General features: G+C 55.1%; 12 protein-coding genes. 9 read left to right on the top strand and 3 right to left on the bottom strand.

The window, feature by feature from the left end:
• Nucleotides 1–27: 27 nt before the first annotated feature.
• Nucleotides 28–1,983 carry an acetate--CoA ligase gene (acs, locus tag GKC68_RS21005; protein ID WP_342656475.1) on the bottom strand — a complete coding sequence of 652 codons (1,956 nt, stop codon included), beginning with the start codon at nucleotides 1,981–1,983 and terminating at the stop codon, nucleotides 28–30.
• A 584-nt stretch (nucleotides 1,984–2,567) separates the two neighbouring features.
• Between acs and gltP the strand changes: the two genes are divergently transcribed.
• The 4 genes from gltP (at nucleotide 2,568) to GKC68_RS20985 (ending at nucleotide 8,231) form a co-directional block, all read left to right on the top strand.
• Nucleotides 2,568–3,869, top strand: a complete 1,302-nt coding sequence (gltP, locus tag GKC68_RS21000) for a glutamate/aspartate:proton symporter GltP (protein WP_028722984.1) — start codon at nucleotides 2,568–2,570, stop codon at nucleotides 3,867–3,869.
• Nucleotides 3,870–4,019: 150 nt separating this feature from the next.
• Nucleotides 4,020–4,931: an N-acetylmuramic acid 6-phosphate etherase gene (gene murQ, locus GKC68_RS20995; protein WP_047715279.1), complete on the top strand. Its 912-nt coding sequence runs from the start codon at nucleotides 4,020–4,022 to the stop codon at nucleotides 4,929–4,931.
• The gene (gene murP, locus GKC68_RS20990; RefSeq protein WP_028722982.1) at nucleotides 4,931–6,364 is read left to right on the top strand and encodes a PTS N-acetylmuramic acid transporter subunit IIBC; all 1,434 of its coding nucleotides are present in this window, start codon (nucleotides 4,931–4,933) and stop codon (nucleotides 6,362–6,364) included. Before murQ ends, murP begins: the two co-directional genes overlap by 1 nt.
• Nucleotides 6,365–6,686: 322 nt before the next feature.
• Complete coding sequence (locus GKC68_RS20985; RefSeq protein ID WP_089528303.1) at nucleotides 6,687–8,231, top strand: PAS domain-containing methyl-accepting chemotaxis protein; 1,545 nt, start codon at nucleotides 6,687–6,689, stop codon at nucleotides 8,229–8,231.
• Here the strand turns inward: GKC68_RS20985 and GKC68_RS20980 are convergent.
• Complete coding sequence (locus GKC68_RS20980; RefSeq protein ID WP_028722980.1) at nucleotides 8,228–9,193, bottom strand: AraC family transcriptional regulator; 966 nt, start codon at nucleotides 9,191–9,193, stop codon at nucleotides 8,228–8,230. The two genes, GKC68_RS20985 and GKC68_RS20980, sit on opposite strands and share 4 nt — an antisense overlap.
• A gap of 103 nt (nucleotides 9,194–9,296) precedes the next feature.
• On the opposite strand from GKC68_RS20980, the gene GKC68_RS20975 reads away from it, so the two are divergent.
• Both GKC68_RS20975 and GKC68_RS20970 read left to right on the top strand, forming a co-directional pair.
• Complete coding sequence (locus GKC68_RS20975; protein WP_110957728.1) at nucleotides 9,297–10,484, top strand: MFS transporter; 1,188 nt, start codon at nucleotides 9,297–9,299, stop codon at nucleotides 10,482–10,484.
• 214 nt (nucleotides 10,485–10,698) lie between these two features.
• A complete protein-coding gene (locus tag GKC68_RS20970) occupies nucleotides 10,699–10,908 on the top strand; it encodes a DUF1471 domain-containing protein (RefSeq protein WP_028722978.1) in 210 nt (69 codons plus the stop codon).
• Nucleotides 10,909–11,453: 545 nt separating this feature from the next.
• Here GKC68_RS20970 and sbmA read toward each other — a convergent pair.
• Nucleotides 11,454–12,701 carry a peptide antibiotic transporter SbmA gene (gene sbmA, locus GKC68_RS20965; RefSeq protein ID WP_028722977.1) on the bottom strand — a complete coding sequence of 416 codons (1,248 nt, stop codon included), beginning with the start codon at nucleotides 12,699–12,701 and terminating at the stop codon, nucleotides 11,454–11,456.
• 273 nt (nucleotides 12,702–12,974) lie between these two features.
• Here sbmA and GKC68_RS20960 point away from each other — a divergent pair, with 273 nt between their 5' ends.
• From GKC68_RS20960 to GKC68_RS20950, 3 genes are read left to right on the top strand one after another with little or no spacing between them, the layout of a single operon-like run.
• A complete protein-coding gene (locus GKC68_RS20960) occupies nucleotides 12,975–13,700 on the top strand; it encodes a gluconate 2-dehydrogenase subunit 3 family protein (protein WP_028722976.1) in 726 nt (241 codons plus the stop codon).
• A 2-nt stretch (nucleotides 13,701–13,702) separates the two neighbouring features.
• The gene (locus GKC68_RS20955; RefSeq protein ID WP_028722975.1) at nucleotides 13,703–15,487 is read left to right on the top strand and encodes a GMC family oxidoreductase; all 1,785 of its coding nucleotides are present in this window, start codon (nucleotides 13,703–13,705) and stop codon (nucleotides 15,485–15,487) included.
• Between the two features lie 11 nt (nucleotides 15,488–15,498).
• Nucleotides 15,499–16,809, top strand: a complete 1,311-nt coding sequence (locus GKC68_RS20950; protein WP_089528301.1) for a cytochrome c — start codon at nucleotides 15,499–15,501, stop codon at nucleotides 16,807–16,809.
• Nucleotides 16,810–16,814 lie beyond the last annotated feature (5 nt).

Raw genomic sequence — 16,814 nt, 5'->3', positions numbered from 1 at the left:
GAAAGCCTGATGCTTTCCGCCGGGTGGTTACGGCATGGTGATGGACTGTTTCTCTTCAAGCAGTTTCTCAACGACGCCAGGATCGGCCAGCGTTGACGTATCGCCTAAATTACTGGTATCACCCGCAGCGATTTTCCGCAGGATACGGCGCATGATTTTACCGGAGCGGGTTTTTGGCAGAGAGTCGGTCCAGTGCAGCACATCGGGCGTGGCGATCGGGCCAATTTCTTTGCGTACCCAGTTACGCACTTCGGTGTAAAGCTCGGGTGAGGGCTCCTCGCCGTGATTCAGGGTGATATAGGCGTAAATGGCCTGGCCCTTAATGCTGTGCGGGATCCCCACCACAGCGGCTTCGGCAATTTTAGGGTGGGAAACCAGGGCCGATTCGATTTCTGCCGTGCCCAGACGGTGCCCTGACACATTCAGCACATCATCCACGCGGCCGGTGATCCAGTAATAACCGTCCTCATCCCGTCGCGCGCCGTCACCGCTAAAGTAGGCATTTTTGAAGGTAGAGAAATAGGTTTGTTCGAAACGGTCGTGATCGCCGAACAGCGTTCGGGCCTGGCCTGGCCAGGAGTCAGTGATAACCAGGTTACCTTCGCAGGCTCCTTCCTGAGGATGCCCCTCATTATCGACCAGCGCGGGCTGTACGCCAAAGAAAGGCGTGGTTGCAGAACCGGCCTTAAGCCGCGTTGCGCCGGGTAGCGGGGTGATCATAAATCCCCCGGTTTCCGTCTGCCACCAGGTATCCACTATTGGACACTGGCTATTGCCGATTTTTTTGTGATACCACTCCCAGGCTTCCGGATTAATCGGCTCACCGACCGAACCCATAATACGCAGGCTGCTACGGTCGGTGCCTTCAATCGCCTTATCCCCTTCGGCCATCAGCGCGCGGATAGCCGTGGGCGCGGTGTAGAGCAGGGTGACTTTATGCTTATCGACCACCTGCGCCATGCGGGCGGACGTCGGCCAGTTAGGCACGCCTTCAAACATCAGCGTCGTGGCACCGCAGGCCAGCGGGCCATACAGCAGATAACTGTGGCCGGTGACCCAGCCAACGTCAGCCGTACACCAGTAGATATCGTCCTGATGGTAGTCAAAAACAAACTTAAAGGTGGTCGCGGCGTAAACCAGATAGCCGCCGGTCGTATGCAGCACGCCTTTCGGCTTACCGGTTGAACCTGAGGTATACAGGATAAACAGCGGATCTTCTGCCTGCATTTCTGCCGCAGAGTGGTTGGTACTGGCGTTTTGCATCAGCTCGTGCCAGTGCCTGTCACGTCCTTCAACCCAGCCGACGTCTTTGCCGGTACGTTGAAAGACCACGACGTTTTTCACGCTGCTTACGTTGGGATTTTTTAACGCATCATCCACATTTTTTTTCAGTGGGATCGTACGCCCCGCGCGAACACCTTCGTCGGCTGTCACAATTAAGGCTGCACTGGAGTCGATCACACGACCTGCCACCGCCTCCGGTGAAAAACCGCCAAAAATAACCGAATGCACAGCGCCAATGCGCGCGCAGGCCAGCATAGCGACCGCGGCTTCCGGCACCATTGGCATATAAATCGCGACGACATCGCCTTTTTTAACCCCGAGCAGTTCCAGCACGTTGGCAAAGCGACAGACATCGGCGTGAAGCTGACGAAAGGTTATTGTTTTGCTTTCGTTGGCGTCATCACCTTCCCAGATGATGGCAGGATGATCGCCCCGGGTTGTCAGGTGACGATCCAGGCAGTTCGCCGCCAGATTGAGCGTGCCGTCCTCATACCAACGAATGGAAATATTGCCCGGCGCAAAAGACGTATTTTTGACTTTGCTGTAAGGCTTTATCCAGTCAAGGATTTTACCTTGCTCCCCCCAGAATGTTTCTGGATCGGTAACCGATTGCTGGTACATCGCCTGATACTGTTCGGCAGTAATCAGCGCGTTTGCTGCAATATTTTCTGGAACAGGATAGATATGATGTTGGCTCATGGCGAATCTCCTTGAAGATGTTAATCATATGTCAATCAATGGTTAAGTGAACCCCGACAACCGGTTTTGTTTCTTTTTTGCGCCATAGATCACGCGTTAACCCTACTGACATAAAAACGTCGTGAATTGTGTAAAATCACCTTAACTCCCTGCAAAAAATGGGGATTAAGTTGCAACATTTTGTGTAGGGTGCTGGTTAAAAAAGCAGCGAACGAACCGCGCAGACATTGAGCACTGCCTGAATAGCTATGCGAAAACTTATCGAAGGTTTACTTTTCATAACAGCAGGTTAGGGATTTGCGCCTGTGCCAGCATTTTATGCTTAAGAGATGGTGAAGTTTTAATCGAAGCCTCCAAGGGTTGCATTTACCACAGTGAAAATGGTACTTATCTCGCCCCTGATCATCAGGTATCAACTCAGACCGCGTCTGAAAATGGGTATGGAAATCATCGCATTTCAATGCGGGACGCCGTCTATAAACACCCTCTAATTTACCGGGCTTTTTGCTCACTTCCCTGTGTGTATTGTCTTCTGCACCTTCGCAGTAGAGAGAAACGGGTTTTGACTGAGGAAATTACGCGTTATGAAAGGTTTTAAAATCAGCCTTGCCTGGCAGATTCTGATCGCACTTGTGCTTGGCATCGTCGTGGGTGCCGTGTTGCATAATCAGCCAGAAGATCGTGAATGGTTAGTCAATAATATTCTCAGCCCGGCGGGCGATATCTTTATTCATCTGATTAAGATGATTGTCGTGCCCATCGTGATTTCATCCTTGATTGTCGGCATTGCGGGTGTCGGGGATGCGAAAAAGCTGGGACGCATTGGTCTCAAAACCATTTTGTACTTTGAAGTGATTACCACCGTTGCCATTGTTGTTGGTATTACCCTGGCCAACGTGTTTAAGCCCGGCACCGGCATTGATATGTCTACGCTGGCAACGGTGGACATCTCTAAATATGAAGCCACAACCGCTCAGGTGCAGGAAGGCACCCACAGTCTGGTGGCGACCATCCTGTCGCTGATCCCACAGAACATCTTTGCCTCCATGGCGAAGGGTGAAATGCTGCCGATAATCTTTTTCTCGGTACTCTTTGGGCTGGGGCTTTCCGCTCTGCCTTCAGAACAGCGCGATCCGCTGGTCAATCTGTTCCGTGGCGTATCAGAAACCATGTTTAAAGTGACGCATATGATCATGCGTTACGCACCAGTGGGTGTGTTTGCGTTGATCGCCGTGACGATTGCTAACTTTGGCTTCGCGTCGCTGTGGCCGCTCGCGAAGTTGGTGCTGCTGGTCTATGTGGCGATCCTCTTCTTTGCCTTTGTGGTGCTGGGGGCGGTCGCGCGTTTCTGCAAGCTACGCATTACGACGCTGATGCGCATTTTAAAAGATGAGCTGATCCTGTCTTACTCAACGTCCAGTTCAGAAACCGTGCTGCCGCGCATCATGGAGAAAATGGAAGCCTATGGCGCGCCCAAAGCGATTACCAGCTTTGTTGTTCCGACCGGCTATTCGTTTAACCTGGATGGGTCAACGCTGTATCAGAGCATCGCTGCCATCTTTATTGCTCAGCTGTATGGCATTGATCTGTCGCTGACGGACGAAATTATTCTGGTGCTGACGCTGATGGTCACCTCAAAAGGCATTGCGGGCGTGCCTGGCGTATCCTTTGTTGTGCTGTTGGCAACGCTCGGCAGCGTGGGTATTCCGCTGGAAGGGTTGGCGTTTATTGCGGGCGTGGACCGCATTATGGATATGGCCCGCACCGCGCTCAACGTGGTGGGTAACGCCCTGGCAGTGCTGGTCATTGCGCGCTGGGAAAACCAGTTCGATACAGAGCAGGCTAAAGCGTACGAATTACAGTTACGGACGCAAACCGCGAGTTAACAGCGGGTTAGCAAGACAAAGGCTCAACGGTAGTTGGGCCTTTTTTTTACCCCGTTTTTGTCACCGCAGAAAAAAACGTAGGCAGAGGATGAATTATTCATTCGTTGTGTTAAAAATATCCAGAATAAATTATTCCTGTGGAGGACGAGTGTGAAAATCGATCTCAGTCAGATGATCACGGAAGGGCGCAATCCGGCCAGCCAGCACATTGATGAAATGAGCACAGAAGCGATGTTGCGGGTCATCAACGAGGAAGACAAAAAAGTCGCTCTGGCCGTGGAGGCGATCGTGCCGGAGATTGCGCGCGCGGTGGAGGCGATCTGCGCGGCGTTCAGCGCAGGGGGACGTCTGGTTTACTGCGGTGCCGGGACATCCGGCCGTTTAGGTATTCTTGATGCAAGTGAATGCCCACCAACTTTCGGAACACCACGCGACCAGGTTATTGGCCTGATTGCCGGGGGCCATCAGGCCATCTTGCAGGCGGTTGAAAACGCAGAAGACAATGTGGAACAGGGCGCTCAGGATCTGAATGCTATTCACTTTAGCCGCCACGATGTGCTGGTCGGCATCGCTGCCAGTGGACGGACGCCTTATGTATTGGGCGCGCTGGACTACGCCCGGCAGTGCGGTGCCTCCACGATAGCGCTGACCTGTAATCCACACAGCAAAATGGCTCAGGTCGCCGATATCGCCCTGACGCCAGTCGTGGGGCCTGAAGTGGTGACGGGATCATCACGCATGAAAGCCGGCACCGCACAGAAGCTGGTGCTGAATATGCTCACCACCGGGGCGATGATTCGTAGCGGTAAGGTTTACGGCAACCTGATGGTGGATGTTGAAGCCACTAACCAAAAGCTGGTACAGCGGCAGGTTAACATTGTAATGCAGGCCACTGACTGTGATGAAGCCAGCGCCCGTTCGGCGCTGTCGGCCTGTAGCGGACACTGTAAAACCGCCATCCTCATGGTGTTGGCAGGATTAAATGCCGATGAAGCGATCGCGCTGCTCGCTAAGCACCAGGGCTTTATCCGCAAAGCATTGCAGGATTCGGGAGCACGCTAATGGCAAAAATGACCGATGCACTTCTGCACGATATCGTGCAGGCGGTGGGCGGCGCGGCGAATATCGTCGTATGCGGCAACTGTATGACGCGTTTACGACTGACGCTGAGACACAATCAGGCTGATATTGCCCGGCTGAAACGCCTGCCTGGCGTGCTGGGCGTCATCGACAGCGATGATCAGTTGCAGATAGTGCTCGGTCCTGGTAAGGCACAGACGGCGGCAGAACGGATGCAGGCCATCCTGGCGCAGGCGCAGGGCGATGCCGCGGAGTTGCACCAGGTGGCCGCAGAACAGAAACAACAAATAAAAGCCAGGCAGACCGGCGCGCTGCAGCAGTTCCTGGCACGCTTCGCCACCATTTTTACGCCGCTCATTCCGGGTTTTATTGCCGCAGGTTTACTGCTGGGATTTGCCACCCTGATTGAGCAAAGCCTGCACCTGAGCACGCCTGGCGATCATCCTGGCTGGCTGATTCAGGGCGTGGCCTATATGAAAGTGTTCGGCAAAGGGCTGTTTACCTTCCTCAGCATTCTGATTGGCTACAACGCGCAAAAAGCCTTCGGCGGCACGGGCGTAAACGGGGCCATTATCGCCTCGCTGTTTATTCTGGGCTACGTGCCCGATGCCAAAGTCGGCTATTACAGCGGCATGGACAGCTTTTTTGGTCTGGCTATCGATCCGCGCGGTAATATCATCGGGGTGCTGCTGGCGGCCATGTTTGGTGGCTGGCTGGAAAGGCAGCTGCGCACGATCATTCCAGACAATCTGGATATGATTCTTACCTCGCTGCTGACCTTGTTGATTACGGGCGCGCTGACATACCTGCTGATTATGCCGATCGGCGGCGAGCTGTTTAAGGGCATGTCATGGCTCTTTATCCACCTCAATAACAACCCGTTTGGCTGTGCGCTACTGGCCGGACTGTTCCTGATCGCCGTCATGTTTGGCATTCATCAGGGATTTATCCCGGTCTATTTTGCCCTGATGGAAACCCAGGGATTTAACTCGCTGTTTCCGATTCTCGCTATGGCAGGTGCCGGTCAGGTCGGTGCCTCGCTGGCGCTCTGGTGCAAAGCGGAAAAGGGCGCGCTGCTGCGAGCCCAGATAAAAGGCGCTATCGTGCCAGGCTTACTGGGCGTGGGGGAACCGCTTATCTACGGAGTAACGCTGCCGCGCCTCAAACCTTTTATTACCGCCTGCTGTGGCGGTGCGGTCGGCGGGTTCTTTATTGGCTTAGTGGCATGGCTGGGGCTGCCGGTGGGCATGAATACCGTATTTGGCCCGTCGGGACTGGTCACGCTGCCGCTGATGACGTCGCATCAGGGGATTTTCGCCGGCATGGCTGTCTATCTGGGGGGATTGATCGTCGCCTGGGTTAGCGGTTTTTTACTGACGTGGTGGTTCGGCACCCGCAATGTCGACCTGCGCTGAATTGATAAATAAAACACGAAGAAAGCCTGTTAAGCAGGTCTTTAAAAAAATAAGGATGGGGAATCTGTTGCATCAAAACGTCCCTAACGCTGTCTCGGGCTTACCAGTCTGCATACTCAGCACGCTAGGTTCGCAATCAATGATCGCGGTATAAATACCGAAAGCCGTTCTAAAGCGGCTTTTTAAATGCAACAAATTTGCGCGTAGCACTAAAGAGTCATTACGCAAGTGCCGAAAACATAAAAAAAGGTAATCTTTACCTTTTAACACTCATTCATTAACACTTCTGGTGTAAGTGTGACGGGTACGAGCAAGGACTCCTATGCGCAATAACCAACCTGTTTCCCAGCGTGAATATGTCTATGACGATCATGCCACGCTGATGTCAACGACCGACCTGAATAGCTATATCACCTATGCCAACGACGCCTTTATTGAGGCCAGTGGTTTTACCTCTGATGAGGTAAAAGGGCAGCCGCACAATATGGTGCGCCATCCGGATATGCCACCAGAAGCCTTTGCAGATATGTGGGCCACCTTAAAACAGGGTGAACCCTGGACCGCGCTGGTTAAAAACCGGCGTAAAAACGGAGACCATTACTGGGTGCGGGCGAATGCCATTCCGGTAGTGCGTGACGGCAAGGTCCAGGGCTATATGTCTGTACGCACTAAACCCTCAGCGCAGGAGGTTAAACAGAGTGAAGCGCTGTATCGGGATTTCCGCGAAGGACGCGCAGGGGGCCGCCAGTTTCACAAAGGGCTGATTATACGCAGCGGCTGGCGTCGTCCTGGATCGATATTAAAAACGTTGCCGCTCCGTTGGCGCATTCGCACTGCGTTACTGGCTGTCTTGCCGCTGTCCGTTGCGGGCGTCTGGGCATTGGGCGTTGCGCCACTGGCGCTGGCGGGCTTTACGGGCGGTATGGCCTGCCTGCTGTTGCTGGCCAGCCTGTGGCTCGAACAGCAGATCTCGCGTCCCATCGAGCGCATGTGCAGGCAGGCGCTGCGTGTGGCAACGGGCGCCAGCCATCAGGTTGAGCAGATGGATCGCATCGACGAGGTAGGACTGACGCTTCGTGCCATTGGACAGCTGGGGCTGATGTTCCGCTGGTTAGTCGATGACGTCAGTGGTCAGGCCATTAATGTGCTGAGTGCCAGTGATGCGATTGCCCGTAGCAATAATGAACTGAGTCGTCGCACCGAGCAGGCGGCGGCCAACGTACAGCAAACGGCCGCGACCATGAATGAAATGACCGCAACGGTAAAAAGTAACACGCAGACCGCACAGGAAGTGAGTTCGCTCTCTGTTAACACCAGTGAAGCGGCAAGCAAGGGCGGCGAGGTCATGAAGGAGATGATGGGAATGATGGCAGAAATCGCTGACAGCTCACAGCGCATTGCCAGTATCACCAGCGTTATCGACAGCATTGCTTTCCAGACCAACATCCTGGCGCTGAACGCGGCGGTAGAGGCGGCCAGAGCGGGTGAACAGGGGAAAGGGTTCGCCGTGGTGGCCGGTGAGGTGCGGAGCCTGGCACAGCGCAGCGCAAAAGCCGCCAGCGAGATTAAAGCGCTGGTTGAAACCAGCGCCAGCCGGGTCAATTCAGGTAACCAGCATGCGGGTGCCGCAGGCCATACCATGCAGGACATTGTGCAGCAGGTCCAGAACGTGACGTCACTGATCGGCCAAATCAGCGCCGCGACAGCAGAACAGTCCACCGCGTTGAGTGAAGTGAGCACGGCGGTGGAAGATCTGGACGATATTACCCATCAAAACGCCGCTCGCGTTCAGGAAAGCGCAGAAGCCTCAGGGCGCATGACGCATCAGGCTAACCGGCTGGTTGAAGCGATCAGCGTGTTTCGCTAAGACGCGACCGCCTGCGTGCCCGTATAGCCGGCACGCAGCGCACCGGGTGACTGGCCAGTTATCCGCTTAAAGGCCCGGCTAAAAGCGGCCAGTGAACCATAGCCCAAATCGAAAGCGACCGTTTCCAGCGCCTCACCCTGGTCGGCGATGCGTTTAACCGCCAGTCGCATGCGCAATTCGGTCAGGTAGCGCAGCGGCGTCATACCGGTGGCATGAAGAAAGCGTTCGGCAAATACCGAGCGTGAGCTACCGGCTTCGCGCGCTAAACGTTCTACCGTCCAGTTCTCGCCCGGAGAACGGTGCATGGCGGCAATGGCCTCACTCAGGCGCGGATCGCGCATCGCCTGCACCAGCCCGCTACTTTGCCCACAGCCATTTTCTACCCAGCCACGCACCACCAGGGCCGCAACCACATCCGCCAGACGCGAAAGAATCCCGGCGTGACCCGCGTGTCGGGTTCGTGATTCACGCTCCATCGCCTCCAGCATTGGGCGAATCTCCGGGTAGTGTGACAGCAGCGTACTGACCAGCATGACGTCCGGCATCGTGTTGATCAGCGGCTGCATGCCGCCCAGTTCAAAGGCCATGCTGGCACTGAATAACAGGACGCTGTGGTCATCTTCACAGGCATCCGCCGGTGCAGTAATGGCACAGATACTGTCACAGATCGGTTTGCTCGCCATCGCGTCAATGCACTGACAGTCGGCATCCTTACTGGAGAGCAGGCTGTGCGGCTTACCGTGAGGGATCAGCAGAGCATCGCCACTGTTCAGCGTGAAAAGCGCGCCGGATGCGCCACGCACCAGCAGCGTACCGCGCCCGACAAAATGAAACTGGGCCCGTCCTGGAGAATCATTAAAGTGCAGGCCAAAAGGGGCGCTGACGGCAATGCGCTGGTAGTTAACGCCATACAGGCGCATGCCCATTAGCAACTCACTGGTCAACTCATCGTAACGGCTCATCACAGAAATCCAGACGAATTATCAAAAATAACGGTGTAACCATCATAGATCGTCTTGCTCATCCCCTCTATGCTCAGCACTACTTTTTTTCCGGAGAAGCAACATGAGTCTCAACACTGAAGTGGCTGATGAGGTTTCCATACCCACTCATCCAGCGTGGGGCGCCGTCTTTGCGATGTCGTTTGGCGTATTTAGCCTGATTACCGCCGAGTTTTTACCTGTTAGTTTGCTGACGCCGATAGCGCGCAGCCTGAACGTTTCGGAAGGTCTGGCGGGACAGACAGTGACCGTCACGGCCCTGATTGCGCTTCTCACCAGTCTGACGGTAGGCAGCCTGGTCCGACGCATCGATCGCCGGGTGGTGATGCTGGCCTTCTCATTACTGCTCATCGTTTCCGCATTGATGGTGGCACTGGCCGCCAATCTGACCGTCATTTTGCTGGCGCGCGTTCTGCTGGGGGTGGCCATTGGTGGTTTCTGGACGTTGTCTACCGCCATTACCATGCGGCTGGTGCCCGCCGATCAGCTACCTCGCGCACTTTCCATCGTGTTTAGTGGTATCTCACTGGCCACCATTATTGCGACCCCGCTGGGCAGTTATCTGGGCGGGCTGGTAGGCTGGCGAGCGATCTTCCTGTTTACGGCGGGCCTGGGCGCGACTTCCCTGCTTTGGCAGTTTTTCACCCTTCCCGCCATGCCTGCCGAAGGCAACGCGCGCAGTGGCGGTGTACTGGCGTTGTTACGGATAAATGTCATGCGCTGGGGAATGCTGGCGGTGATCATGATGTTTACTGCCCACTTTGCTTTTTTCACCTATCTGCGACCGTTTCTGGAAAGCGTGGCGCGCCTCGACCTCAGCCAGCTGTCTCTGGTGCTGCTGGCATTTGGCATCGCTAACTTTGTGGGTACGTATCTGGCTGGTTATCTGGTGACGCGCAGTGTGTCACTGACGCTGAGCGGAATGGCCCTGTTGATGGGTGCGACGGCCCTGATGCTGGTGAGTTTTGGCCATACTGGCTGGCTGGTTGCAGGCGGTGTCGCGATCTGGGGCCTGGCCTTTGGTTCGATGCCGACGGGCTGGTCCACGTGGATTTCACGTGCGGTACCAGACGATGCTGAATCGGGCGGTGGGTTACTGGTAGCAACCATTCAGTTGGCGATTACGGTAGGCGCGGCGGCGGGAGGCTGGATGTTTGACTTACGCGGCGCAGGCGGCGTTTTCCTTGCCAGCAGCGCACTGATGCTGGTGGCGGCAGTAACGATCTTTTCGCGCGTCAGGCATCACGGTTAATGTGACTCATGGCAGCGATATATGCTGCCTTTTTATTTCACCTTGGTTTTTTAACCTTTTGTGTTTTAACAGGGCTAAACGTGCTTTTCAGTTTCAGTTTTATTGAACAACTTAAGCAAAACCCTCTGCTTTTTTCTGATCAATATTCGGCCTATTATGTTTTCACACAAGGCATATAGCCTTAAATAAACTGAAAATGACCGAGGAATTTATCATGAAAACTATCAAAACTTTTGCTGCTGTTATCGCCCTTGCCATTCTTCCTGTTGCAGGCTTCGCGCAAACTGTGACAGCGACCGGTTCTACTCTGGATAGCACCGAAGCGAAAATTGCTGCGCAGGCGCAAGAAGCTGGTGCTTCCTATAAAATCACCGAAGCTAACACCAATAACGGCGTGCACATGACCGCTGAACTGCTGAAATAATGCTTGAAGTTGTGTGCTGACAGGACGCCTATGGGCGTCCTGGCGGCGTTTGTGGATGCCCGCCATTTCATCTTTTCCCTTCCTGGTCCCCCATCAGACGCCTTTGTTATTCGCCATTAAGCCTGTCAGCTGTGCAGACGCTTGCCTGATTTTGGGCGCGATAACGTGCAGGCTTCTCCGCTGTGGCCGCAATTTCACGCGAGAGACGATTTGCTGCCATTAATAGCCAGGTGCAAGACAGGCTGGCCTCGGACGATCCCCTATGCAGCAAGAGGGTAAGACCGCGTAAGCCTGGTCGGACGACAGCCGATGCCAAAGTCCATCACGGGCTAAGGGAAGCAGAGCCCGGGCAGAAGAGAAAGACGTGAACCGCATCAGTAACCGGTTTACCGATCTGCTGCGCTCAGCAGGTCGCCAGGTTCTGCTTGTCAGTCGTGATGGCGCGAAGCGCGGCTAACAATCCTGGCAGGCACCGACTCATGACTCTGGATTCGCGATAATTTGCCTGCGGCATGGCATGAGGCTGCCGCAGGCGAAGAGCCCGGTTATGACACGTCTTCAGAGGCGTCGCGCATCATTTCACCGTGCGGCACGTCATCCAGAATCTGCTCAAAGCTGCGCAGACGTTTATAGATAGACATCAGCTCAACCAGCGTCGACCACGAGGTGATCAGGTACTGGAACGAGCTGCGGACCTGATCGAAAACGTTGGTTATCTGGTTAAGCAAACCCAGCGTTATCGTTCCGGCAACAATGGACGGGAACAACAGAAACAGTCCAAAGACGTTATCGACCTGAAGATAAAGAATGCGGCTGATGTTGAAGTAGAGATAGTGAAAATACAGACGGAAATAGTTAACCCGCACGTTGTTGAACAGCACTTTTACCGTGGGCGGTGTGGCGCGGTCGGCGTTGTCTTCGCCGTAAACCAGCTCTTTACGATAAGCAGCTTCAACCCGTTGATTACGAAATTCGAGACCGGGGAGCTTAATCCCGACCAGCGCCAGCAGACCGGTACCGAACAGCGACCAGAGAACCGCAGCAATCACCAGCGCGTAAGGAAGATTCCCCAGGATCGGAATGTTTTCGACATGGTGTGACAGGGCGATCAACACCGGCAGAAACGCCACCAGGGTCATGATGGCCTGGATAAAGTTCACGCCCCAGCTTTCCAACGTTGTGGCAAAACGCATGGTATCTTCCTGCACACGCTGAGCCGCGCCTTCAACGTGGCGTAAGCGCTGCCAGTGGTGCATGTAATAATTGTTCATTGCGGTACGCCAGCGGAATACCCAATGGCTAATGAAAAAAGCATTCATCACCCCAATGACGACCGCAATTAAGGCAATGCCCAAAAAGGCCATTACCTGAGCATAAAATTCGTTGATTTGAACCGAGCCGGCTTTCGTCAGCGCTTTTTGGATCAAATCATAAAAAGGGCCATACCAGGCGTTCACGGCAACACCAACCTGCACACCAAACCAGGTGACAAAAATAATCAGTGCCGAACCCCATACCGACCAGCGTTGCCACGGATGGTTGTCAGTTAGTCGCCAGGCTATCGCGAAGATGGCCACCATCAGCCAGTAATAGGCATAAAACCACACCTCACCCGGCGCAATAAACCGCATTACCGTCGTGGGCAAGGGCTGCTTGATGGCCGCCTGAAAAGCAGGCCAGAAATGGGCCGGTAAATCGCTGGCAAAGCCAAACCAGACAAAAATCGCCAGTAAACTCCAAAGGGCGGCCGAGCTGAAAAACAGTCCCGGTCGCGGGAAGAAAGACTTAAACATAGGTACTCCGCTGTTGTGTAATCGCTTTTATAACGTTTAAACGGCTATCTGTCTGTAGCCTGTTGTTTCTGAACATGACATCGACAAAATATATGTTAATGAAATTGTGCTTTTTTGTTTCCTTAAACTAAATGTTTATTGGTAATGGTGTTACACTTATAGTTACTGTTACCGGTAACAGTTCGTTGTACCCGAAATCCGCAGATAAAAACCACTACAACGCACTCACTTCTCTTTTTCGTACCGCAGTTGATGCGGTGATGAGGCAATGTCATGTCAGACCAGAAAAAGGGTCATTCACGCAGGGATTTTTTGCTGAAGACCATCACCCTGGCGCCCGCAGTGGCGGTAGGCAGTAGCGCACTTGGTGCATTTTCTGCGCCCGCTGAGGCGGCAGCGCCCGCCGCACCCCAGTCTGCCCGAGATTATCAGCCCACCTGGTTTACCGCCGAGGAATTTGCCTTTATCAAGGCGGCCGTTGCGCGCCTGATTCCTGCTGATGAACGCGGCCCCGGCGCGCTGGAAGCAGGCGTGCCTGAGTTTATCGATCGTCAGATGAATACGCCTTACGCCACCGGAGCGAACTGGTATATGCAGGGGCCTTTCCATCCCGACGTTCCTAAAGAAATGGGCTATCAGCTGCCGCTGGTGCCGCAGCAGATCTACCGTCTCGGTCTGGCTGATGCCGATCATTACAGTCAGCAGCAGCACGGTAAGGTGTTTGCCCAACTCGACGCCGGGCAGCAGGACGCATTATTACAGGCCATGGAGAGCGGCAAAGCCGGTTTCCGTCAGCTGCCCGCCAACGTGTTTTTCTCCTACTTACTGCAAAACACCCGCGAAGGCTTCTTTAGCGATCCCATCCACGGCGGCAATCAGGGCATGGTGGGCTGGAAGCTCATCAACTTCCCTGGCGCACGCGCCGACTTTATGGACTGGGTAGAGCGCGGTGAACGCTATCCGTTCCCGTCAGTGTCGATTCGTGGAGAGAGAAGCTGAGCATGGCAAATGAATTAAAGAAAGTGGATGCCGTGATTGTCGGCTTTGGCTGGGCGGGCGCCATTATGGCCAAAGAGCTGACCGAAGCAGGTCTGAACGTGCTGGCGCTGGAGCGCGGTCCACATCGTGATACCTATCCGGATGGTTCTTACCCGCAGTCGATTGATGAGCTGACCTACAACGTTCGCAAAAAGCTGTTCCAGGACCTGTCTAAGAGCACCGTCACCATTCGGCACGACGCCTCACAAACGGCCGTGCCTTACCGCCAGCTGGCGGCCTTCCTGCCCGGTACCGGTACCGGCGGCGCCGGGCTGCACTGGTCGGGTGTCCATTTCCGGGTTGATCCCGTAGAGCTGAAACTGCGTAGCCACTATGAGGCGCGCTACGGCAAAAACTTTATTCCTGAAGGCATGACCATTCAGGACTTTGGCGTGGACTACCAGGAGCTGGAGCCGTTTTTTGATAAAGCTGAAAAGGTGTTTGGCACCTCCGGTAGTGCCTGGAGTATTCAGGGCAAGGTCGTCGGCAAAGACAAAGGCGGTAACCCCTTTGCGCCCGATCGCTCTGACAACTTTCCACTGCCGGCGCAAAAGCGTACCTGGTCGGCTCAGCTGTTTGCCCAGGCCGCCGAGTCCGTAGGTTATCATCCTTACGATCTGCCGTCGGCGAACACCTCTGGCCCCTATACCAATACTTACGGCGCCCAGATGGGGCCGTGCAACTTCTGCGGCTACTGCAGCGGCTACGCCTGTTATATGTATTCCAAGGCATCGCCGAATGTGAATATTTTGCCTGCGCTGCGCCAGGAGCCAAAGTTTGAGCTGCGTAACAATTCTTACGTGCTGCGGGTCAACCTCACGGCTGATAAGCAGCGTGCGACCGGTGTCACCTATGTTGATGCGCAGGGCCGTGAGCAGGTGCAACCGGCGGATTTGGTCATTCTGTCTGCCTTTCAGTTCCATAACGTCCATTTGATGCTGTTGTCCGGCATCGGCAAACCTTACAACCCGATCACCAACGAAGGGACGGTAGGGCGCAACTTCGCCTATCAAAACCTGTCGACGTTGAAAGCGCTGTTCGATAAAAACACCACCACCAATCCTTTCATCGGTGCAGGCGGTGCAGGCGTCGCCGTGGATGATTTTAATGCCGACAATTTCGATCATGGTCCGCACGGCTTTGTTGGCGGGTCGCCGTTCTGGGTGAACCAGGCGGGCACCAAACCGATCTCGGGGCTCCCCACGCCGACCGGCACGCCAAACTGGGGCAGTCAGTGGAAAGCCGCCGTGGCGGACACCTACACGCATCATCTTTCCATGGATGCTCACGGTGCGCACCAGTCTTACCGCGCGAACTATCTGGACCTGGACCCGAACTACAAAGATGCCTACGGTCAGCCGTTGCTGCGCATGACGTTCGACTGGCAGGACAACGACATCAAGATGGCGCAGTTCATGGTGGGAAAAATGCATAAAATCGCCGAAGCCATGAATCCTAAAATGATCATTGGCGGGGCGAAGAAGCCCGGTACGCATTTTGACACGACCGTGTATCAGACGACCCACATCAGCGGCGGCGCGATTATGGGTGAAGATCCCAATACCAGTGCGGTGAACCGTTATCTGCAAAGCTGGGATGTGCCGAATGTCTTCGTTCCCGGCGCTTCAGCGTTTCCGCAGGGGCTGGGATATAACCCCACCGGCATGGTCGCCGCACTGACCTACTGGTCGGCGAAAGCGATTCGGGAACAGTACCTGAAGAACCCGGGTCCCCTGGTGCAGGCATAAGGAAGATGGTGATGAAAAACGGTATTTTAGCCCTGGTGTTGGGCAGTCTCGCCTTCGCTGCCCTGGCGGATGACAGCACGGCGGATCGGGTCAAACGCGGTGAATATCTGGCGCGCGCGGGCGACTGCGTAGCCTGCCACAGTAGTGAAGGCGGCAAGCCCTTTGCAGGGGGATTGCCGATGGCCACGCCGATTGGCACGATCTACTCCACCAATATCACGCCGGATAAATCGACCGGTATTGGTGACTACAGCTACGATGACTTTCAGAAAGCCGTGCGGCACGGTATTGCAAAAAACGGCGATACGCTCTATCCCGCTATGCCTTATCCGTCTTATGCCGTGGTCAACGATGAAGACATGCAGGCGCTGTATGCTTACTTCATGCACGGGGTTGCCCCGGTCAGTCAGGCCAACAAAGAGAGTGATATTCCCTGGCCTCTGTCAATGCGCTGGCCGCTGGCGATCTGGCGCAACCTGTTTGCACCGGATGTAAAGGCGTTTCAGCCTGCCGCGCAGGAGGATGCGACGCTGGCGCGTGGCCGTTACCTGGTAGAAGGTCTGGGCCACTGCGGTGCCTGCCATACGCCGCGTAGTTTTACCCTGCAGGAAAAGGCGTTAACCAATGCCGGGGGAACGGATTATCTGGCGGGCAGCAGTGCGCCGGTTGACGGCTGGACCGCAAGCAATCTGCGCGGAGATAACCGCGACGGACTGGGCCGCTGGAGTGAAGATGACCTGCGCCAGTTCCTGCGCTATGGGCGTAACGACCACACGGCGGCATTTGGCGGCATGGTGGACGTTGTCGACCACAGCCTGCAGCACCTGACGGATGAAGACATCACGGCCATCGCCCGCTATCTGAAGTCGCTGGGTGCCAAAGATCCGCATCAGGTGGCGTTTAGCGTGGATGACGCGACGGCCAAAGCCTTATGGAAGGGCGACGACAGTCAGACGGGCGCCGCGACCTATGTGGACAGCTGCGCAGCCTGCCATAAAACCGATGGCAGCGGCTATAAACGCTTCTATCCTGCGCTGCGGGGCAATCCTGTGGTGATGGCAGAGGATCCGACCTCGCTGATTCACATCGTGCTGGTTGGTGGCGAACTGCGTGGGGTAAAAGGCGCGCCTTCAACCATCACCATGCCGGCATTTGGCTGGCGTCTGAACGATCAGCAGGTCGCGGACGTGGTGAACTTTATTCGTCGCAGCTGGGGCAACAATGCGGCGGATAACGTGACGGCGAAGCAGGTAGCAGCCCTGCGTGAAGAGGTCAAAGCTCGTCAGGGCAATGCAGATATCAAGGTGTTAGAAGGGAAGTAGACCTC

The sequence above is a fragment of the Pantoea sp. RSPAM1 genome (genome assembly GCF_038816185.1).
GTDB classification, from domain to species: Bacteria; Pseudomonadota; Gammaproteobacteria; order Enterobacterales; family Enterobacteriaceae; genus Pantoea; species Pantoea ananatis.
This window is presented reverse-complemented; position numbering and strand designations above follow the sequence as displayed.

Coding starts and splice junctions, on each gene's coding strand:
- acs (WP_342656475.1), bottom strand. CDS start 1,983: ATGAGCCAACATCATATCTATCCTGTTCCAGAAAATATTGCAGCAAAC.
- gltP (WP_028722984.1), top strand. CDS start 2,568: ATGAAAGGTTTTAAAATCAGCCTTGCCTGGCAGATTCTGATCGCACTT.
- murP (WP_028722982.1), top strand. CDS start 4,931: ATGGCAAAAATGACCGATGCACTTCTGCACGATATCGTGCAGGCGGTG.
- GKC68_RS20985 (WP_089528303.1), top strand. CDS start 6,687: ATGCGCAATAACCAACCTGTTTCCCAGCGTGAATATGTCTATGACGAT.
- GKC68_RS20980 (WP_028722980.1), bottom strand. CDS start 9,193: ATGAGCCGTTACGATGAGTTGACCAGTGAGTTGCTAATGGGCATGCGC.
- GKC68_RS20975 (WP_110957728.1), top strand. CDS start 9,297: ATGAGTCTCAACACTGAAGTGGCTGATGAGGTTTCCATACCCACTCAT.
- GKC68_RS20970 (WP_028722978.1), top strand. CDS start 10,699: ATGAAAACTATCAAAACTTTTGCTGCTGTTATCGCCCTTGCCATTCTT.
- sbmA (WP_028722977.1), bottom strand. CDS start 12,701: ATGTTTAAGTCTTTCTTCCCGCGACCGGGACTGTTTTTCAGCTCGGCC.
- GKC68_RS20960 (WP_028722976.1), top strand. CDS start 12,975: ATGTCAGACCAGAAAAAGGGTCATTCACGCAGGGATTTTTTGCTGAAG.
- GKC68_RS20955 (WP_028722975.1), top strand. CDS start 13,703: ATGGCAAATGAATTAAAGAAAGTGGATGCCGTGATTGTCGGCTTTGGC.
- GKC68_RS20950 (WP_089528301.1), top strand. CDS start 15,499: ATGAAAAACGGTATTTTAGCCCTGGTGTTGGGCAGTCTCGCCTTCGCT.